The organism is Paenibacillus melissococcoides (assembly GCA_944800085.1).
In the GTDB taxonomy this organism is placed as follows: Bacteria; Bacillota; Bacilli; order Paenibacillales; family Paenibacillaceae; genus Paenibacillus_B; species Paenibacillus_B melissococcoides.
The window spans coordinates 522,712-540,292 of the sequence record CALYLO010000003.1; the positions used below are offsets into that span (position 1 = coordinate 522,712).

Sequence of the window (17,581 nt, forward strand, 5' to 3'; positions counted from 1 at the left end):
TTATACATACTACGCTTTATTTGTGCGCAAGCTATGAACGTGCAGGCAGTACCTGATGAGGGGATAGGTGTGAAAAAGCCGATTTTCGGCTTTTGGAACGGCACTATTTTATATATGCGGAGGAGGACTCAAGGCAATGGCAGAACATCCTGTCGAAGGATTAATGCAAGCTGCGTTCGAGAATATCAAAGCAATGGTCGATGTAAACGCGATCGTTGGCGATCCGGTTCAGACCCCGGACGGCAGCGTTATACTTCCGATCAGCCGCGTCGCTTTCGGCTTCGCTGCGGGAGGGAGCGACTTCCGCATTGATCCGCGGCGCTCCGGCGGGAACGGACATGAGGATCGGAAATCGTCTCATGCCCTGCCGTTTGGCGGCGGAAGCGGCGGCGGCGTCTGTCTGACCCCGATTGCGTTCCTTGTCGTCGGCCAGCAAGGCATCAATGTCGTGTCGCTCGATAATCAGACCCATCTGCTCGAACGGATTATCGACGTCACCCCGAGTGTCATTGACCGGATTGAAGCGATGTTCACGCGCGACCGGTACGACGGACTGAATGAAGAAGAGGCGTGATATCGCCATGCGCTATCTTATGCAGAAGCGTCAAGTTCGCCTGCCTTCCCCATCCGCTAAGCGATGTGCGAAGGAGGAGCGGGCTTGACGCTGTTTGTCGTGTGGAGGCGACGGCGTCTTCTTTCGCATGTGTTCTCGTCTGCTTCCGCATACCTGGGAGAAGACAAGCATACACATGGTAACAATTGGACTCGCATCACAAAAAGGAGGGCCTTATGATCCGATTCACCAATGCGGGATTCACCAAAAAGCTGCTGCTTATTAGCTCCGTGCTTCTTGTCCTTAGCCCGTTCAGCGGGGCGAGCAACGGAAGCGCGGGCTTTTCCGATAGTTCCGGCGCGGTGGCGCAGGCGGAACCCGAACGCGCGCCCGAACGTCTCACCGAGCGGATAAAGCCCCCGGCCATCCATGCCAAGGCCGCCGCGCTGATCGACGTCGCCAGCGGGCGGATTCTGTACAGCCTGAACGGCGAGGAGCCGCTTCCGATGGCAAGCACCACGAAGATCATGACCGCCATCGTGGCGATTGAAGCCGGCAAGCTGAGCGATGTCGTGAAGACGAGCAAGCGGGCATTCGCCAAGGAAGGATCCTCCTTGTACCTGCGCAGAGGCGAGGAGATGAGTCTCCATCATCTGCTGTACGGGCTGATGCTTCGCTCCGGCAATGATGCCGCCGTCGCGATCGCGGAGCATGTCGGCGGGTCGGAAGAAGGGTTCGTGTACATGATGAACGAGAAAGCGGAAATGCTTGGCTTGGAAAAGACGCAGTTCCGCAACCCGCATGGGCTGGATGCCGACGGGCACTATACGACGGCGAACGATCTGGCCCGGTTGTCCGCGTACGCGCTTCACAATCCGACCTTTCAGGAGATCGTGCGCACAAAGGTGAAGACCGTGCCGAATCCGAATGCCAATTGGGATTATAAATGGACCAATAAAAACAAAATGCTGCAGCTATACGAGGGAGCCGACGGGGTGAAGACCGGCTATACGTCAAGAGCGCTTCGCTGTCTCGTCAGCTCGGCGACGAGACACGGCCAGCAGCTTGCGGTCGTGACGCTCAACGACGGCAACGACTGGCTCGATCATTCCCGCCTGCTTGATTACGGGTTCTCGGCCTTTCCGGCGGTGCCGCTCATCGCCAAGGGCGACAAGATCCAAGGCTATGAGCATCTGCAAGCTACAGCCTCGGTCGCCTATCCGCTTGGAGAAGATGAGCGCGGCCGGGTGAAGGCTTCCGTCCGCCTTGTTGCGGCGGGAAGTCTCGATTACCGGTTAGGCTACCGCGGGACGCTTCGCTATGAACTGGACGGCAAGCCGCTGATCGCCGTCCAACTGGAGGATGCCCCAGCGGCCGGCGCCGGGACAGGCAAGGCGGATTCCGCCGCCGCCAGATGGTTCGACGGGCTGCGGTCCGCGGCAGGCGCGTTATTCCATGCGCGCTAACCGCAACGGGAAGGGAGCGCCGCAAGTCATAAGGGGGGAGAACGATGGTCAATGCAATCTGGATGTTCATGCTGCTGGTCGGATTTATCGCGGCGGCCGCCCAAGGGCGGATTGAAGCGGTGACGGAAGCGGTTTTTGACGGAGCGAAGACCGGAGTGACGGTCAGCTTCGGTCTGATAAGCGTAATGGTGTTCTGGCTGGGGATGATGCGCATCGCGGAAGACGGCGGCCTGCTGGCCAAAATCGCGAAGGCGCTTGGCCCGATCGTCCGTTTTTTGTTCCCGGACGTGCCGCCCAATCATCCGGCGCTCGGGTACATCATGTCCAATATGAGCGCGAATCTTCTCGGCCTGGGGAACGCGGCGACGCCGATGGGGATACGGGCGATGCAAGAGCTGCAGAAGCTGAATCCGGACAAGGAGACGGCGACGCCGGCGATGTGCACCCTGCTCGCGATCAATACATCCAGCATCACGCTGATTCCGACGACGCTCATCGCCATTCGGATGAATTTCGGCTCGGCCAATCCGGCCGAGATCGTCGGCACGACGCTGCTCGCTACGATGGTGGCGACGATCGCCGCGATTGCGGCCGATCGGTGGTACCGCAACCGGGCTTCGGCCCGTCCGCCAAGCCAGACGGCAGGAAGCGGCCGGGCAGGGCTTGGCGTGCCGCCGATGCCCGACTAAGACCGGGCAGGCCGGTCATGCGGTCAAGCGCCATTGGCTGAAGAGGGATTTCATCACTCGTTCGGAAAGGACGGCTGCTCATGTACGCTGTAGTGTCGCTTATTTCTGCATGGGCCATCCCGGCCATTATCGTCTTCATCCCTTTATATGCGTATTTCAAGCGCATCCCCGTCTATGAATCGTTCGTGGAAGGGGCGAAGGAAGGCTTCCAGACCTCGATTAACATCATTCCGACACTCGTGGGGATGATGGTTGCCATCAGCGTGTTCCGGGCCTCCGGGGCGATGGAGTGGATCGTCGGCTGGTTCGCTCCGCTGCTTAGCTGGTTCGGAGTGCCGAGCGAAGTGCTTCCGCTTGCCTTCCTGCGGCCGATAACCGGGGCGGGTTCGCTCGCTTTCACGACCGATCTGATTAAGACCTACGGCGCCGATTCCATGATCGGACGAATGGCTTCCACCATTCAGGGCAGCACCGACACGACACTGTATGTGCTGATGGTCTATTTCGGAGCGATCGGCATCCGCAAGGGACGCTATGCGCTCAAGGTGGGCCTGTTTTCCGATTTGGTCGGGTTTGTGGCCGCCGTTATCGTCTGTCTGCTCGTGTTCGGGTGAGAGGACGGAAGCGAATTATGGGAAGGCAGTCTCTCATAGGCATTGCAAAATGATTGAGGTGACGAGTCAACAGAGAATGTGGATGCGGGCAAAACGGAACGCTCGCATAGAGACTGTACAGATCGGAAAAATGGATAGTCTCGGATAGAAACTGTATAGTTCGGAAAAACGGCGGCACGCAAAACGGCGGAAGATGGATGAAGCAGGGAAATCCTGCGAGGATGCAGCAATTTCTGCTCTTAATGCCGCTTTTGATGAAGTTCCTGCAATAGTACATGATGTTCATCGATTTTTTTCTATTATCTATTGGATAGTCTGAAATTGATGCCGTTTTGCAGGATTCCCTGTAACGGAGTACACTTCATAAAGGAAAGGTGTATTATTGCAGTTTTTCGGCGAGTCGAGCTATAAGAATAAGGGGGCTGTCTCAATGTAGTTGAATACTACTTTTGGGACACCCCCTTTGTCATGGATTTCGACAATATTTTGAACCTACGGCTTGTGGTCTTGTTCACAAAAGGATATCATAGGTTTGAGGTGACAGACATCAATGGAAGAACGATTGCAAAAAATAATGGCAAACGCAGGGGTTGCGTCGCGCCGCAAATGTGAACAATTGATACTGGACGGGAAGGTGGAGGTGAACGGGGAGGTCGTGACCGCGCTAGGGGTCAAGGCGGATCCCGCGACAGACATCATTACCGTGAACGGCAAGCCGATTACCGCGAATGCCAACAAAGTATATGCCGCCTTCCACAAGCCGAAAGGGGTTATTACGAGCATGTCGGACCCCGAAGGTCGCAAAACGGTGCTTGATTTTGTGAAGGGCATCGGGGCGCGGGTCTATCCGGTAGGGCGGCTCGATTACGATACGGAAGGGCTGCTGCTTCTAACCAATGACGGCGATCTGGCGAACATGCTCATGCATCCGCGCCATCATGTGGCGAAAACATATCATGCGACCGTCAAGGGCATTCCGCACGGCGATCTGCTGGAGAAGCTGAGAGAGGGCATTCAGCTTGAGGACGGCATGACGCAGCCGGCTGAGGTGGAATATCATGATGTCGATATGGAGCGCAAATCGGCCACGATCAGCATTACGATCTACGAAGGGCGCAACCGCCAGGTGCGCCGGATGTTCGAAGCGATCGGGCATCCTGTCGTGAAGCTGAAGCGGGTACAATTCGGCAGCATCTTCCTGCAAGGGATTCCACGCGGCAAATTCCGGCATCTGACCAAATCCGAGGTCAACGAATTGAAGATGGCGATCAAGGCGAACCGCACAGAGGCCTGAACCGATTCCTGAATCGGTTGGAACGAACCCGGCAGGCGTGGGGTTTGTTTCCCGTTGCTATGACACATAATTTTCATATTAAGGAAGAGGGGGCGCGCAACCAATGAATTATAATGATCGTGGATGGTGTGCGGAAATTGTAGCAACTCCTCTGCCTGATTGTGAAAAATGTCATAGAAACGAGTGTTCAAAAGGGCCGGTTTTCAGCACCGAGAAGGTTGCTTGAACTCGAAGAGGGAGCACACCGGTTTTATGAACAACCTCTGGAAGGGGCGCAGATGATGGGGAAACGCAATAAGACAGTCCAAATCATTATTTTGGCGGTCATCCTTCTGCTCGGCGGCTTCGCTGTCAGTTCCGCCTTCAAGAAGTCGGAGACGCCAAAAACCGGGGATGCGATACCGAACCTGACCTTGCAGAGCGTACAGGGCGAACTGGTTCAGTTAAGCGATTACCGGGACAAGACGGTCGTCCTGAATTTCTGGGGATCATGGTGCGAGCCGTGCGAGCGGGAAATGCCCGCCTTGCAGAGCACGGCGGATGACTGGAAGGAACGCGGGGTCGAGGTTGTCGGCGTCAATGCGGGGGAAGATGCTCTGGTCGTCGAGAACTATATGAAAAAAGTGAACGTGGGTTTCACGATGCTGCTCGATCAAAAGAGGAAGGCGATCAAGGCGTTCGGGATCGGGCCGATGCCGACCACGTTCTTCATTAAGCCGAACGGCAAGGTCCACGCCATCCATGTCGGAGAATTATCCCGTGATCAACTGAATGCTTATCTTCAGCAGATTACAGGCACCTAACCGGGATGGAAGGAGGGCAATGACGTGGCGTTTGTCAACACGAAATGTGAATGCGGGCATCAGAACGCCGTAGGAACGGTGCTGTGCGAAGCCTGCGGCAAACCGCAGAACGAGGAGTCCGGGTCCGATGCGGTGCTCGAGATGAGATATGACGGCGTCGCCCGCAAATCGCAAAAAGCGAATCCTTCATGGATTGACCGGATCTGGAACTTCTTCTCTTCGGTCAAAATCGCGATCATCATCATTATCATTACGCTGATCGGGGCTTCTCTCGGAACGATTTATCCGCAGGAAAGCAATTTCATCTCGATCGACGCCGCGACGTACTACAAGCAGACCTATGGCACGCTCGGGCATATCTATTATTTGCTCGGCTTGTCCCATACGTATGAATCATGGTGGTTCATTACGCTGCTCGTCATGATCGGGGCCTCGCTCGTCATTTGCAGTCTGGACCGGGTCCTTCCGCTGTACCGCGCTTTACATAAGCAAAAGGTTCGCAAGCATGAGCAATTCATTACGCGGCAGCGCGTCGTCTATCAGGGCGATATCAAGGAGGAGCCGGAGGCATGGCTGGACAAAATGTCGGACGCCCTCAAGAAGCGCGGCTACCGCATCGTCCGCGACGACGGGGCGCTGCTCGCGGAGAAGAACCGCTTCAGCCGCTGGGGGCCTTATATCAACCATATCGGACTCATCATCTTCTTGCTGGCGGTGCTGGCAAGAAGCATTCCGGGATGGCATATGGAGTATTACGCCGGATTTCCGCAGGGAGAGCCGCGCGAAATTCCAAATACGCCGTACTATTTGCAAAATGATCATTTTACGGTCGAGTATTATTCGGAAGACGAGATGCCGGAGCAATTCGTCAAGGAAGGCCGGGTATTCGCGAAGCTGTTCGAGACGAAGGCGACCCTGTTCCGCTGTGTCGACAAGTGCGACGATCCGGTGGCGGAGCCGGTGCTGGAGAAGGTTCACCAGCATGATATCAGGGTCAACGAGCCGTTGGAATACGACGGCATCTCGGCGTATCAATTCGATTTCGATCTGACGCCGAAGCTCGTGGCGGTCAAGCCTGAGCTGCGGAATCCGGCTACGGGCGAAATATACGGGCAATTCGAGCTCAAAGTGAACCGGACGGAACGCGAGTATAAGGTAGGCCCGTATACGCTGGAATTAACGAGCAAATTCATGGACTTTGGCTTGAACAGCAAAGGCGAGCCGACGAATCTGTCGCAGGAGCCGAATGCTCCCGCTTTTATTTTCCTGATTAAGGGACCTGGCTTATCGGATGAAGGAGAGCCTTATCTCTATTTCCCGCTGCAAAAAGATAAGGTCCGCTTCCAGCAGGATGTCATTAACGGCAAGATGGCGGAGCGGTTCGAGCTGCGCGTGCCCTCGATGGAGGATGTGACGATGTCCGAATCCACGAGCTACCTGACGGTACGCAAGGATACGGCGATGCCGTTCATCTGGGTCGGGGCCGCCATCAGCATGATCGGCCTGGTGATGGGCTTCTACTGGCAGCACCGCCGCGTATGGCTGCGGCTGGACGGACAGAATCTCGCATTGGGAGCGCATACGAACAAAAACTGGTTCGGCTTGCGCAATGAAGTGGCACGCGCATTGGCGGCCGCCGATGTGCAGGTGGATTCCAAAATGATAGATCGTGGGGGGAATAAGGCTTGAATTTGCTACAATTTAGCCAGGACGCCTATTTAGTCGCATTTTTCTTGTTCTGTATCGCGTTCATTCTGTTCGTGTTCGCCCTCGGGGGCGGCAAGTCCCAGGATTACGGCCGCCGGGAACGGAAGTGGGGGAAGATTGCGTTCGCCGTGACGATTATCGGCTTCTTGGCGCAGGCGGCCTACTTCTTCACGCGCTGGATTGGCGCGGGGCATATTCCGGTCAGCAATATGTACGAATTTATGTCCTTCCTGGCGATGATGATTATTGCCGCTTTCGTCGTGGTATATTTGATCTACCGTTCGACGGTGCTCGGGGTGTTCGGAGTGCCCCTAGCGGTTATCATTATGGGCTATGCCTCTGTCTTTCCGAGCGAGGTTCAGCCGCTCATCCCGCAGCTGGACTCGATCTGGCTCTATATCCATGTTACGATGGTCGCGCTCGGCTACGCGTTCTTCGCGGTCGGGTTCCTGGCCGGCCTGCTTCATCTGCTGCGATCGATCCGCTGGGATGCCGGGGCGCCGCGCCGGCCGCAGCATTGGCTCGAATTCACGATGGCCAGCATCGTTATCGTCGTCGGCTTTATCTCGATCGTCTTTATTTTCCGCGGAGCCGGATACGAGGTCATCATCGATCAGAAGTTGGAGAGCGTCAAGAACGGTCAGATCGAGACGAGGCTGGAAAAGGTTACGTATCAAATGCCGCCGCTGGTCGCTCCGTACAACAGTGACTCGGCTTCCTTGGAGAAGGTGCCGAGCTTTATCGGCATATCGCTGCCGCTGATGGAAGCGCCAAGCTGGATGAAGGGCGTGCAGGCGGGTCGGAAGCTGAACACCGTCATCTGGTCGCTGCTGACCGGACTGGTGCTGTACGGCCTCATTCGTGTGATTATCCGCAAGCCGATCGCGAAGTCGATTCAACCGCTGGTCCGCGGCGTCGATCCGGAGCTGGCCGATGAGATCAGCTACCGATCGATCGCGCTGGGCTTCCCGGTGTTCACGCTGGGCGGGCTGATCTTCGCGATGATCTGGGCGCAGATTGCCTGGTCCCGGTTCTGGGGGTGGGATCCGAAGGAGGTCTGGGCGCTCATTACGTGGCTGTTTTACAGCGCCTACCTGCATTTGCGCCTGTCGCGAAGCTGGATCGGGACAAAATCGTCCTGGCTTGCCGTCATTGGCTTTTTGATCGTTATGTTTACTTTGGTCGGAGTGAATCTCATTATCTCCGGGCTGCATTCCTATGCCGGAGTATAATCCGGGCAGCTGCGCATGCGACTGGACAGGACCTTGTTCTGTCCAGTTACGCGTATAACCATTGGAAGGGGAGTCGTATATGTCTGAACATGTGAATCGCATACTGGTGGTAGATGATGAAGAACGCATTCGCCGCCTGCTCAAAATGTATCTGGAAAAAGAGGGATACGCGATTGATGAGGCGGAAGATGGAGAAGTAGCGCTCCGCAAAGCGGTAAGCGAGGATTATGATTTGATCCTGCTCGACGTGATGCTGCCGGGGATGGACGGCATCGAAGTGTGCACGCGGCTGCGGCAGGTCAAAGCGACGCCGATCATTATGCTGACCGCGAAAGGCGAAGAAATGAACCGGGTCCAAGGGTTCGAGGTGGGGGCGGACGACTATGTCGTGAAGCCGTTCAGTCCGCGCGAAGTGATCTACCGGGTCAAGGCGGTGCTTCGCCGTTCGTCGGCGACGGCGTTCTTGACCAACGATCCGAAGACGAGCAACAATATCGTATTCCCGCATTTGGTTATCGAGCATGATGCCCACCGCGTCACGGCGGGAGGCCAGGAAGTGAGTCTGACGCCGAAGGAGTATGAGCTGCTTCACTATTTGGCGATATCTCCGGACAAAGTGTTCTCGCGCGAGGAATTGTTGAAGGATGTATGGAACTACGAATTTTTCGGAGATCTGCGGACCGTGGATACCCATGTGAAGCGTCTGCGCGAAAAGCTGAACAAGGTGTCGCCGGAGGCAGCGGCCATGATTACGACCGTATGGGGCGTCGGTTACAAGTTAGAGGTGCCGAAATAACGTGAAATTTTGGCGAAGCATTGTCGGAAAGCTGTGGATGACCATCATCGGCCTCGTCGCCTTCGTCATGGCGACCTTGGGCGTATACCTGCTGCCTTACATTGACAGCAACTTCGCGCATCCGAATGACATTAAGCAATTGTTCGTCTATACCGCCATCACCGGCTTCTCGCTGACGACGTTCTTCGCGCTGTTCCTGTTCACGAAGATTACGCAGCCGCTCCGCAAGCTGAAGGAGGCCGCCGACACGATACGGCAAGGAGATTATTCGACGAAGGTAACGATACGCTCCTCCGACGAGATCGGCGAGCTGTCCCGAACGTTCAACCATATGGCGGAGGAGCTGAAGCTGACGATTCAGGATCTGCAGCATGAGAAGGAGCACCTGGCCAGCGTGCTGCGGAGCATGACCGACGCGGTGATTACGTTCGACGCGGCCGGCCAAATGCTGCTCACGAATCCGCAGGGCGAAGCGATCCTGAACACCTGGAATCAGATGGAGTGGAACATTCAAGAGGAGGGAGCCGAGTCTTCGGCCGTTCCCGATCCGTTGAAGCCTTATTTCGATACGGTCGTGAAGGAAGGGAAGGAAGTGACGGCGCGGGTTCACGTGCAGAAGGAAGTATGGTCGGTCGTGATGGGCCCGCTCCATGCCGACAGCCGCGTGCGCGGAGCGGTCGCCGTGCTGCGGGATATTTCGGAGGAAGTCAAGCTGGAGAAGCTGCGGACGGACTTCGTCGCCAATGTGTCCCATGAGATCCGTACCCCGCTCTCCATGCTGCAAGGATACAGCGAGGCGCTGATGGATGATATCGCCGCCTCCCCCGAGGAACGGCAGGAACTTGTCCAGGTCATTCATGACGAATCGCTCCGCATGGGGCGTCTCGTCAAAGATCTGCTCGATCTGGCAAAGATGGAATCGGGCCATATGCAGATGCACTGGAACGAGACCGACTTCAATGAACTGATTCACCGCGTATACCGCAAATATACGGTGCTCGCGAAGGAGCAGCAGATTCCGATCGTGCTGAAGCTCGAAGCGCATGATCCGGTGCTGCCCGCCGCCGACGAGGATCGGCTGGAGCAGGTGCTGACCAATCTCCTGGACAATGCGCTGCGGCATTCGTCAGCCGGGGAGGAAATAGCCATCGGTACGAGCCGCGGCGTTTCCGCCGATGGGGGCGAGACGCTGACCATCGTCGTTCAGGACCACGGCCAGGGCATACCGTCTGAGGATCTCCCCTATATTTTCGACCGCTTCTACAAGGCCGACAAGGCCCGCAAGCGGGAAGCGACCGGCGGGACCGGATTGGGTCTGGCTATTGTCAAAAATATTGTGGAGGCCCACAAGGGATCTATCCAGGTTCACAGCGTCCAGGGCGAGGGGACGACGTTCACCATTCAGCTCCCGATCCCGGTGTCGCAAAAAGAGAACGGATGACGAAACGGCAAAACTCCCTTTTCCGCTTGGCGGAGAAGGGAGTTTTGTGTCGTGCGGCGATTCGCTAATGATGTCAGAGCAAGACGGATTTTTTACCAAAATCTTGTTGCCCGTGGAACAAGGGCGCAGGGCTTTGCGTGATCCGGGCCACCTTTTCGTTATAGGACGATGACTTTCGCTTTATGGATATCCCCATGAGCCTTCAGCTCCGCGAGCACATCCTGCGGCACCGACTTATCCACGGACAGCACCATAATCGCGTCTCCGCCGGCGATTTTGCGTCCCACCTGCATCGTCGCGATATTTACGCCGTTGTTGCCAAGCAGGGAGCCGACCAGCCCGATGACGCCCGGCTTGTCATGATGGGAGATCAGAAGGAGATAGCCTTCCGGCGCCAAATCCACGGTATATTTGTCGATCTGAACGATCCGTTCCCCGTAACCGTTCAGCAGCGTGCCGGCCACGAGACGTTCTTCGTTGCTCGTGCGCAGCTTGACCGTCAGCAGGTTGGTGAAGCCTTTGGCGATATGGGATTTTTCCACCAAAATATGGATGTCGCGGACCTTGGCCAGATGCATCGAATTGACCTCGTTCACTTCGGATCCAAGATGGCGGGACAGCACGCCTTTGACGATGTAGCGCGTAATCGGCTGGGTATCCACCTCGGCCAGATCGCCGCAATAATTGACGACGATCTCCAGGACAGGGCTTTTCGCCATTTGGCCGGCGAATTGTCCGAGCTTCTCGGCGAGCTTGAAGTAAGGCTGAATCTTTTTCAGCACGCTCGGCGCGACCGGCGGCATATTCACCGCATTTTTGAACGGTTCGTTCCGCAAAATATGCAGCACCTGCTCGGAGACGTCGACCGCGACGTTCTCTTGCGCTTCTACCGTCGATGCGCCGAGGTGAGGGGTGACAATGATCTTCGGATGATTCAAGAACGGATGATCGGCAGCCGGCGGTTCCGCCTCGAACACGTCGAAGGCCGCTCCGGCAACGATGCCCGCGTCAATCGCCTCGATAAGCGCCCGTTCATCGATAATGCCGCCGCGGGCGCAGTTGATGATGCGCATTCCCCGCTTCATCACCTCGAACTGCGGCCGGGAAATCATATGGCGCGTCTCGTCGGTAAGCGGTGTATGGACGGTGATGAAATCGGCCGCGCGGATAATCTCGTCAACCGTTCCAAGCTTGACGCCAAGCTTCTCCGCCCGTTCGTCCGTCATGAACGGATCGTAGCCGATGACTTCCATGCCGAACGCCTTGGCGCGCTTCGCGACCTCGCTCCCGATTCGGCCCATGCCGAGCACGCCGAGCGTCTTGTTCATCAATTCGACGCCAAGGTACGACTTGCGGTCCCATACGCCGCTAATCGTCTTCATGTACGCTTGCGGAATATGGCGCGACAGGGCCATCATCATGGCGAAGGCATGCTCGCAGGTCGTGATCGTGTTGCCGTCCGGCGCGTTGATAACGATGATTCCCCGCTTCGTCGCCGCTTCCAGATCGATGTTGTCCACGCCGACACCCGCGCGTCCGATGACCTTGAGCTGCTTGGCGGCTTCCATGATACGGGCCGTTACCCGCGTCTGGCTGCGGACAAGCAGGGCATCGACATCGCCGATGATGCCGATCAGCTCGTCTTCCGACAATCCGGTCTTTTTCAGAACGGTCACATCCTGCGCGTCGACGAGCTGCTGGATGCCGAAATCGCTGATCGGATCCGATACGAGTACTTTGAACATGGATATCTCCTCCCAATATCTAACTCATAGTTATCTATAAAAAAACTCCCGTCCGCATACTACGACCGTAGTAAGGGACGAGAGTCTTCTTCCGTGGTGCCACCCTTCTTCGCCCGGCGCTTGCGCGCCAGGCCTTGACCATCTCGCAATGAGATGCCGAGCGGTAACGGGCTCAAGCCGGTTGGACCTACGCACTTGCCGCCGGCAAGCTTCAGCACAACAACTCCGGAACGCTGGAACATGATGGTCCGCCGCCGATTCCCACCTGCCATCGGCTCTCTGTAGGCCTTCGCATCTGTTCTTTTCCTTCACCGTATTACATCATGAAATTTCATTTAATGTATCACGCTTCCTGATCGGTGTCAATAGGGAGAAAAAAGACCTGATTCCATAGGGAGCGCCGAGCTAATTGCACGGGCTGAGGTTGTATCGGAGCCATTTTTTCTGATATGATTCATCTGTTGGTTCATCGCAACTTTACTTGCATGTGTGTGTATATATCGGTAAGGCAGGGATTGAATGAAACAGAAATGGAATCAATTTAAAGAACGGCAGGTTCGTGTTCACGAACTGGACGATCGCCTCCTGCTTCTTAACCTGTACCTGACGCAAGGCCTCACTCTGCTGGCAGGATTGATATGGATATGGCTGCAGGGCAGAAATCCGTTCGCCCTTCTGGCCCTGCCGGAAGGATGGCAGTGGCTGTGGTGGAGCGCCGGCTTGGCCGTCGTCGTCGTGCTCGTCGACATCGCCGTGTCGCAATTCGTGCCGGAGGAAATGACCGACGACGGGGGCATGAACGAGAAGCTGTTCGGCAAGCGGCCGTTGTGGCATATTGTCGTGATTTGTCTGATTGTGGGCATCTGCGAAGAACTGTTGTTCCGGGGGGCGGTCCAGCATGCTTTCGGTCCGTACTGGACCAGCATTCTGTTCGCCGCGATCCATGTCCGCTATTTGCGCCATTGGCTGCCGACACTGATGGTATTTCTCATCAGCTATGCGCTCGGAACCGTCTACGAATGGACGGGCACATTGTGGGCGCCGATTGCGGCTCACTTTTTCATTGATTTGATTATGGGACTTATTTTACGCTTTCGGAGGGAATTATGAGCGAGAAGCGGCCTGACCCGTCATTTCGCGGGTTCACACGCAGAACCGCGGCCCCCGACATGGAAGACAGCCCGGCGCTCGCTGCGCTGCGCCGGCTGCGGGAAGATTCGGCGTCCAAGGCTTCGGCCGATGGAAAGGAAGAGGCCGGATCCCATCCAGACACCAAGACAACAGCATCGAAGCGCCAGGGAGAGGAGCCGGGGGAACAGGCGGCGGCTCTCCTTGATGAGGAAGAGGATGAAGATCGTTATTTGCCACCCCGCAAAGAATTGTATCCTTCCAATTACGCAAAACTTACGCAATGGTTTTACAATATATTGTTTTTGCTGTTTATCGGGCTGTTAATCGCTCTCTTCTTGTGGGGGCGGCATAAGATGGCGTTGGGAGGATAATTCGCCATGATTGCTGTTATCGGTCTTGTTGTATTGGGCTTCTGTGCCGTTGCGGGCTACATGCTGCGGGAAGCGAGCGGATGTAACATTGTGGAGGAGGAAGTGTCGTTAAGGCGGCTGCCGTCATCATTCGACGGCACCCGCTTGTTTTTTATTTCCGATATTCATCGGCGGACCATTGCCGATCGGGAGCTTGCGGCTCTGATGAAGCATGACAAGGCGGATCTCGTCATTATTGGCGGGGATATGACGGAAGCCGGCGTTCCGCTCGAACGTTGCCGGCATAACATACGGATGCTGTCGCGGCTTGGCCCGGTCATGGCCGTTCATGGCAATCATGATTACAAGGCAGATATCCGCAGGCTTGACGATATGCTCAGGGAACTCGGCGTGAAGGTGCTGGACAATGAAGCCGTCCGGCTGGAGCGGGGCGGAGCGGGGATATGGCTGGTCGGCTGGGATGACTTCAGCACGGGAAGGACGAACGCCAAGCTCAGCATGCTTGACGTCAGGGTGCAGCCGGGCTGCACCATCGTCGTCACTCACGATCCGCTGTCCCTGCGGGGCGAGAGTTTGGAGGGCATCGATTTGGTCTTGTCGGGGCATACGCATGGCGGCCAAATCTGCTTGCCTGGCCTCGGACCTGTCCGCACAGGAAAGTTTTACCGTCAATACTTGGCAGGCTGGTATCCGTTCGCCGACAAGAACGGACATTGCGCGCGGCTGTTCATCAGCAGGGGATATGGGACCTCGCATGCCCCTTTTCGCCTGTGCAGCCCGCCGGAGGTTCATTTCATTACGCTCCGGGCACGCTGAAAAACAAATACCGGGCTTTCCAGTTCCTGCGATGCATGCCCCATTGTTTCCTGAATTTATTGCGCATGCTTCAGGTGAACGGCGACCACACTAACTACTGAATCCGAATAACCAAGGAGGGATCAGCAGTGAATAATATGAGAGCATTTTTTACCGGTACGGCTCTCGGTGTAATCGCGGGCATGTATATGGCCGATCGCCGCTCTCTTGCGAACCTGCAGTCCAAGCTTCAGGTAGCTGGAAACGTGATGCAGGACGTGATGGGCCAAGCGAAAAACAAAGTGATGGACTCTGCGATGACGAATCTGGCCAATGTGGGCAACGCCTTGTCTAAAGCGGCCAGCCAAGCCAACCCGAACGAGTTCAGCCTGGACAAAGTAAAGCAGCTCATCGATAGCGATCCGGAAGTCAAACGCAAGGTTGATGCGATTCTGAGCGAGAACGGACTGGCTCCGCTGCCTTCATCCATGAATTCTACGGCTGCTGCGACGAGCGCTCAGGACGCATTGAAGACTACGGTTCAGTCGCTGGAGACCAAAGCGGACATGCAGCAGCCGGCCCGCCACTAATGAAATAGCTAGCAATGGCTGCAAGATCATGCAGCCGATCTGGGCCGTCTTGATCGAGCAACCGGCAACAAGAGCCGTCGAGCGTTCATCGACGGCTTTTTGGGTATTTTCCATACATACCTAAGAAGATCCGGACAGGCCATTTTATGTAGTGCAAAACATTTGAATTAATGATAACATGAGGTTACAAGGAACCATTTTCAGCACATATTATATGTTGCTTCATAATCTGTTATAACCGAAGTTGCAAAGGAGGGTCCTGTCCATGAAAATCGAACGTCTGAGCCATGACAAAATCCGTGTTTTCCTTACGTTCGACGATTTGTCGGAGCGCGGGATCCAACGCGAAGATCTCTGGCGCGAGATGACGAAGCTGCAGGAGCTGTTCGCGGAAATGATGGACCAGGCTTACACTGAACTCGGATTCGACGCGACGGGACCGCTTGCCGTAGAAGTGTTCGCAATGCCTGCGCAAGGCATGGTCGTCATTGTAACCCGGACCCGCTGGGATAGCGCGGGGCACCATGCGAGCGGCGCGGATGAAGACGAGCTGGATGATGTGTATGAAATGGAAGTGACGCTCGAAGAGAGCGACACGATCGTTTTCGCTTTCCGCGATTTTGAGCATTTCATCGAGGCCGCCCATACGGTGAATTCCAATTTCTCCGTCTCTGGCGCGCTATACCAATATAATAATCAGTGGATATTCTATGCGGAACCCGCGGATCTCGACTCTCACCGTCTGCAGGGTCTGGTCTCTATTCTTGCTGAATATGGGGAAGCCGCATCCGTAACTGCCGCGGTTCTGGAGGAGTACGGAACATGCATTCTCCCGGAGAATGCGATTGCCGTCATATGCAGTCATTTCCCTCCTCGGCACGCTTAAATGGTTTCTGTTGATTAACAGGGAGCGCCCGCTTCTGAAACGGAGCGAGTCCCCTGTTTTCATTTGTCATCATATGTCAGTCAGTATATTCAAGCTTGCTCTCATTGGACACAGCAATGTCCAGACACCCGGGTTCAATGAGTATATCTACTATAAACCTATGAGGTGAATAATGATGACCGCTAATGATCACAACTCCCTGCTTGCTTCCACTCAGCTCGTAATTGAACAGGCTTTGCAGCGTCTGGGTTATGGACAAGATATGGTGGACTTGATGAAGGAGCCGCTTCGCATGCTGACGGTGCGGATACCGGTGCGCATGGATGACGGCAGTGTTCAGGTGTTCACCGGCTTCCGCGCCCAGCATAACGATGCAGTCGGTCCAACCAAGGGAGGCGTGCGCTTTCATCCTGGCGTGACAGAGGAAGAGGTCAAAGCCCTGTCCATTTGGATGAGCTTGAAATGCGGAATTGCCGATTTGCCGTACGGCGGCGGCAAAGGCGGAATTATTTGCGACCCGCGGCGGATGTCATTCGGCGAACTGGAGCGGTTGAGCCGCGGATATGTCCGCGCGATCAGCCAGATGGTCGGTCCGAACAAGGATATCCCGGCGCCGGACGTCATGACGAACTCGCAAGTGATGGCATGGATGGTCGATGAATATAGCCATATTCGGGAGTTCGACTCCCCGGGCTTTATTACGGGCAAGCCGCTCGTGCTTGGAGGATCGAAGGGGCGCGAGACCGCGACGGCGCAGGGCGTCGTCATGATGATTTTCGAAGCGCTCAAGGTGCGGGGGATTCCGCTCAAGGAGGCCCGGGTTATCGTTCAGGGCTTCGGGAACGCCGGCAGCTATCTGTCCAAGTTCATGCATGAAGCGGGAGCGAAGGTGGTCGGCATCTCCGACGTCAACGGCGCGCTTTACGATCCGGAAGGTCTCGACATCCCGGATTTGCTTGACCGCCGGGATTCCTTCGGCACCGTCACCAATCTGTTCAAGAATACGATTACGAACGAAGAATTGCTCGTGCAGCCTTGCGATATTCTCGTTCCGGCAGCGATCGAGAATCAGATTACCGAGGACAACGCCCATCAGATTCAGGCGAGCATCATCGTCGAAGCGGCCAACGGTCCGACGACGATCGAAGCGACCAAGATTGTCACGGACCGGGGCATCCTGCTCGTGCCGGACGTATTGGCAAGCGCCGGCGGCGTCATCGTGTCTTATTTCGAATGGGTACAGAACAACCAAGGCTACTATTGGAGTGAGGAAGAAGTCATGCAGAAGCTGCAAAAGCTGATGACGCAGGGCTTCAACAAAGTATACGAGACGCATCAGATGAAGCAAGTGGACATGCGGCTGGCCGCTTATATGGTCGGCGTGCGCAAGACGGCTGAAGCGGCGCGCTACCGGGGGTGGGTGTAAGTGTGGGCATAGTTCCGGCTATCACAGCGATAGCCGCCAGCA

General features: G+C 55.9%; 17 protein-coding genes. 16 read left to right on the forward strand and 1 reads right to left on the reverse strand.

Annotated features, from left to right (window positions below; all coding sequences use genetic code 11):
- Positions 1-136: 136 nt before the first annotated feature.
- From ytfJ to OCY70_RS14125, 10 genes are all read left to right on the forward strand, one after another.
- Positions 137-574, forward strand: a complete 438-nt coding sequence (gene ytfJ / locus OCY70_RS14080; protein WP_213426251.1) for a GerW family sporulation protein — start codon at positions 137-139, stop codon at positions 572-574.
- A gap of 215 nt (positions 575-789) precedes the next feature.
- Complete coding sequence (locus OCY70_RS14085; protein ID WP_213426252.1) at positions 790-2,019, forward strand: D-alanyl-D-alanine carboxypeptidase family protein; 1,230 nt, start codon at positions 790-792, stop codon at positions 2,017-2,019.
- A gap of 44 nt (positions 2,020-2,063) precedes the next feature.
- Positions 2,064-2,708 carry a nucleoside recognition domain-containing protein gene (locus OCY70_RS14090; protein ID WP_213426253.1) on the forward strand — a complete coding sequence of 215 codons (645 nt, stop codon included), beginning with the start codon at positions 2,064-2,066 and terminating at the stop codon, positions 2,706-2,708.
- Between the two features lie 80 nt (positions 2,709-2,788).
- Positions 2,789-3,322: a spore maturation protein gene (locus tag OCY70_RS14095; RefSeq protein WP_213426254.1), complete on the forward strand. Its 534-nt coding sequence runs from the start codon at positions 2,789-2,791 to the stop codon at positions 3,320-3,322.
- Positions 3,323-3,872: 550 nt separating this feature from the next.
- Positions 3,873-4,616, forward strand: a complete 744-nt coding sequence (locus OCY70_RS14100) for a pseudouridine synthase (protein WP_213426255.1) — start codon at positions 3,873-3,875, stop codon at positions 4,614-4,616.
- A 278-nt stretch (positions 4,617-4,894) separates the two neighbouring features.
- Positions 4,895-5,419 carry a thiol-disulfide oxidoreductase ResA gene (gene resA, locus OCY70_RS14105; protein ID WP_249724456.1) on the forward strand — a complete coding sequence of 175 codons (525 nt, stop codon included), beginning with the start codon at positions 4,895-4,897 and terminating at the stop codon, positions 5,417-5,419.
- Positions 5,420-5,443: 24 nt separating this feature from the next.
- Positions 5,444-7,108 carry a cytochrome c biogenesis protein ResB gene (resB, locus tag OCY70_RS14110; protein ID WP_213426256.1) on the forward strand — a complete coding sequence of 555 codons (1,665 nt, stop codon included), beginning with the start codon at positions 5,444-5,446 and terminating at the stop codon, positions 7,106-7,108.
- Positions 7,105-8,358 (forward strand): cytochrome c biogenesis protein CcsA, encoded by a 1,254-nt coding sequence (ccsA, locus tag OCY70_RS14115; protein ID WP_213426257.1) that lies wholly within the window; start codon positions 7,105-7,107, stop codon positions 8,356-8,358. Before resB ends, ccsA begins: the two co-directional genes overlap by 4 nt.
- Positions 8,359-8,437: 79 nt before the next feature.
- Positions 8,438-9,154 carry a response regulator transcription factor gene (locus tag OCY70_RS14120; protein WP_213426258.1) on the forward strand — a complete coding sequence of 239 codons (717 nt, stop codon included), beginning with the start codon at positions 8,438-8,440 and terminating at the stop codon, positions 9,152-9,154.
- Between the two features lies 1 nt (position 9,155).
- Positions 9,156-10,595 carry a sensor histidine kinase gene (locus tag OCY70_RS14125; protein WP_261944908.1) on the forward strand — a complete coding sequence of 480 codons (1,440 nt, stop codon included), beginning with the start codon at positions 9,156-9,158 and terminating at the stop codon, positions 10,593-10,595.
- 158 nt (positions 10,596-10,753) lie between these two features.
- Here the strand turns inward: OCY70_RS14125 and serA are convergent, their stop codons facing one another.
- Positions 10,754-12,340, reverse strand: a complete 1,587-nt coding sequence (gene serA / locus OCY70_RS14130; protein WP_213426260.1) for a phosphoglycerate dehydrogenase — start codon at positions 12,338-12,340, stop codon at positions 10,754-10,756.
- A 519-nt stretch (positions 12,341-12,859) separates the two neighbouring features.
- Here serA and OCY70_RS14135 point away from each other — a divergent pair.
- The 6 genes from OCY70_RS14135 (at position 12,860) to OCY70_RS14160 (ending at position 17,539) form a co-directional block, all read left to right on the forward strand.
- Positions 12,860-13,450, forward strand: a complete 591-nt coding sequence (locus tag OCY70_RS14135) for a CPBP family intramembrane glutamic endopeptidase (protein ID WP_213426261.1) — start codon at positions 12,860-12,862, stop codon at positions 13,448-13,450.
- A complete protein-coding gene (locus OCY70_RS14140; RefSeq protein WP_213426262.1) occupies positions 13,447-13,842 on the forward strand; it encodes a hypothetical protein in 396 nt (131 codons plus the stop codon). Before OCY70_RS14135 ends, OCY70_RS14140 begins: the two co-directional genes overlap by 4 nt.
- A 6-nt stretch (positions 13,843-13,848) precedes the next feature.
- Positions 13,849-14,658, forward strand: coding sequence for a metallophosphoesterase (locus OCY70_RS14145; RefSeq protein ID WP_213426263.1), 810 nt, complete (start codon positions 13,849-13,851; stop codon positions 14,656-14,658).
- A 137-nt stretch (positions 14,659-14,795) separates the two neighbouring features.
- The gene (locus tag OCY70_RS14150; RefSeq protein ID WP_213426309.1) at positions 14,796-15,227 is read left to right on the forward strand and encodes a DNA-directed RNA polymerase; all 432 of its coding nucleotides are present in this window, start codon (positions 14,796-14,798) and stop codon (positions 15,225-15,227) included.
- A gap of 265 nt (positions 15,228-15,492) precedes the next feature.
- Positions 15,493-16,113, forward strand: a complete 621-nt coding sequence (locus OCY70_RS14155) for a genetic competence negative regulator (RefSeq protein WP_213426264.1) — start codon at positions 15,493-15,495, stop codon at positions 16,111-16,113.
- 175 nt (positions 16,114-16,288) lie between these two features.
- Positions 16,289-17,539 (forward strand): Glu/Leu/Phe/Val family dehydrogenase, encoded by a 1,251-nt coding sequence (locus OCY70_RS14160; RefSeq protein ID WP_213426310.1) that lies wholly within the window; start codon positions 16,289-16,291, stop codon positions 17,537-17,539.
- Positions 17,540-17,581: the final 42 nt, after the last annotated feature.

Bases quoted from the DNA above. Each gene is read 5' to 3' on its own strand.
- ytfJ (WP_213426251.1), top strand. From the start codon at position 137: ATGGCAGAACATCCTGTCGAAGGATTAATGCAAGCTGCGTTCGAGAAT.
- OCY70_RS14085 (WP_213426252.1), top strand. From the start codon at position 790: ATGATCCGATTCACCAATGCGGGATTCACCAAAAAGCTGCTGCTTATT.
- OCY70_RS14090 (WP_213426253.1), top strand. From the start codon at position 2,064: ATGGTCAATGCAATCTGGATGTTCATGCTGCTGGTCGGATTTATCGCG.
- OCY70_RS14095 (WP_213426254.1), top strand. From the start codon at position 2,789: ATGTACGCTGTAGTGTCGCTTATTTCTGCATGGGCCATCCCGGCCATT.
- OCY70_RS14100 (WP_213426255.1), top strand. From the start codon at position 3,873: ATGGAAGAACGATTGCAAAAAATAATGGCAAACGCAGGGGTTGCGTCG.
- resA (WP_249724456.1), top strand. From the start codon at position 4,895: ATGATGGGGAAACGCAATAAGACAGTCCAAATCATTATTTTGGCGGTC.
- OCY70_RS14120 (WP_213426258.1), top strand. From the start codon at position 8,438: ATGTCTGAACATGTGAATCGCATACTGGTGGTAGATGATGAAGAACGC.
- serA (WP_213426260.1), bottom strand. From the start codon at position 12,340: ATGTTCAAAGTACTCGTATCGGATCCGATCAGCGATTTCGGCATCCAG.
- OCY70_RS14135 (WP_213426261.1), top strand. From the start codon at position 12,860: ATGAAACAGAAATGGAATCAATTTAAAGAACGGCAGGTTCGTGTTCAC.
- OCY70_RS14140 (WP_213426262.1), top strand. From the start codon at position 13,447: ATGAGCGAGAAGCGGCCTGACCCGTCATTTCGCGGGTTCACACGCAGA.
- OCY70_RS14145 (WP_213426263.1), top strand. From the start codon at position 13,849: ATGATTGCTGTTATCGGTCTTGTTGTATTGGGCTTCTGTGCCGTTGCG.
- OCY70_RS14150 (WP_213426309.1), top strand. From the start codon at position 14,796: ATGAGAGCATTTTTTACCGGTACGGCTCTCGGTGTAATCGCGGGCATG.
- OCY70_RS14155 (WP_213426264.1), top strand. From the start codon at position 15,493: ATGAAAATCGAACGTCTGAGCCATGACAAAATCCGTGTTTTCCTTACG.
- OCY70_RS14160 (WP_213426310.1), top strand. From the start codon at position 16,289: ATGACCGCTAATGATCACAACTCCCTGCTTGCTTCCACTCAGCTCGTA.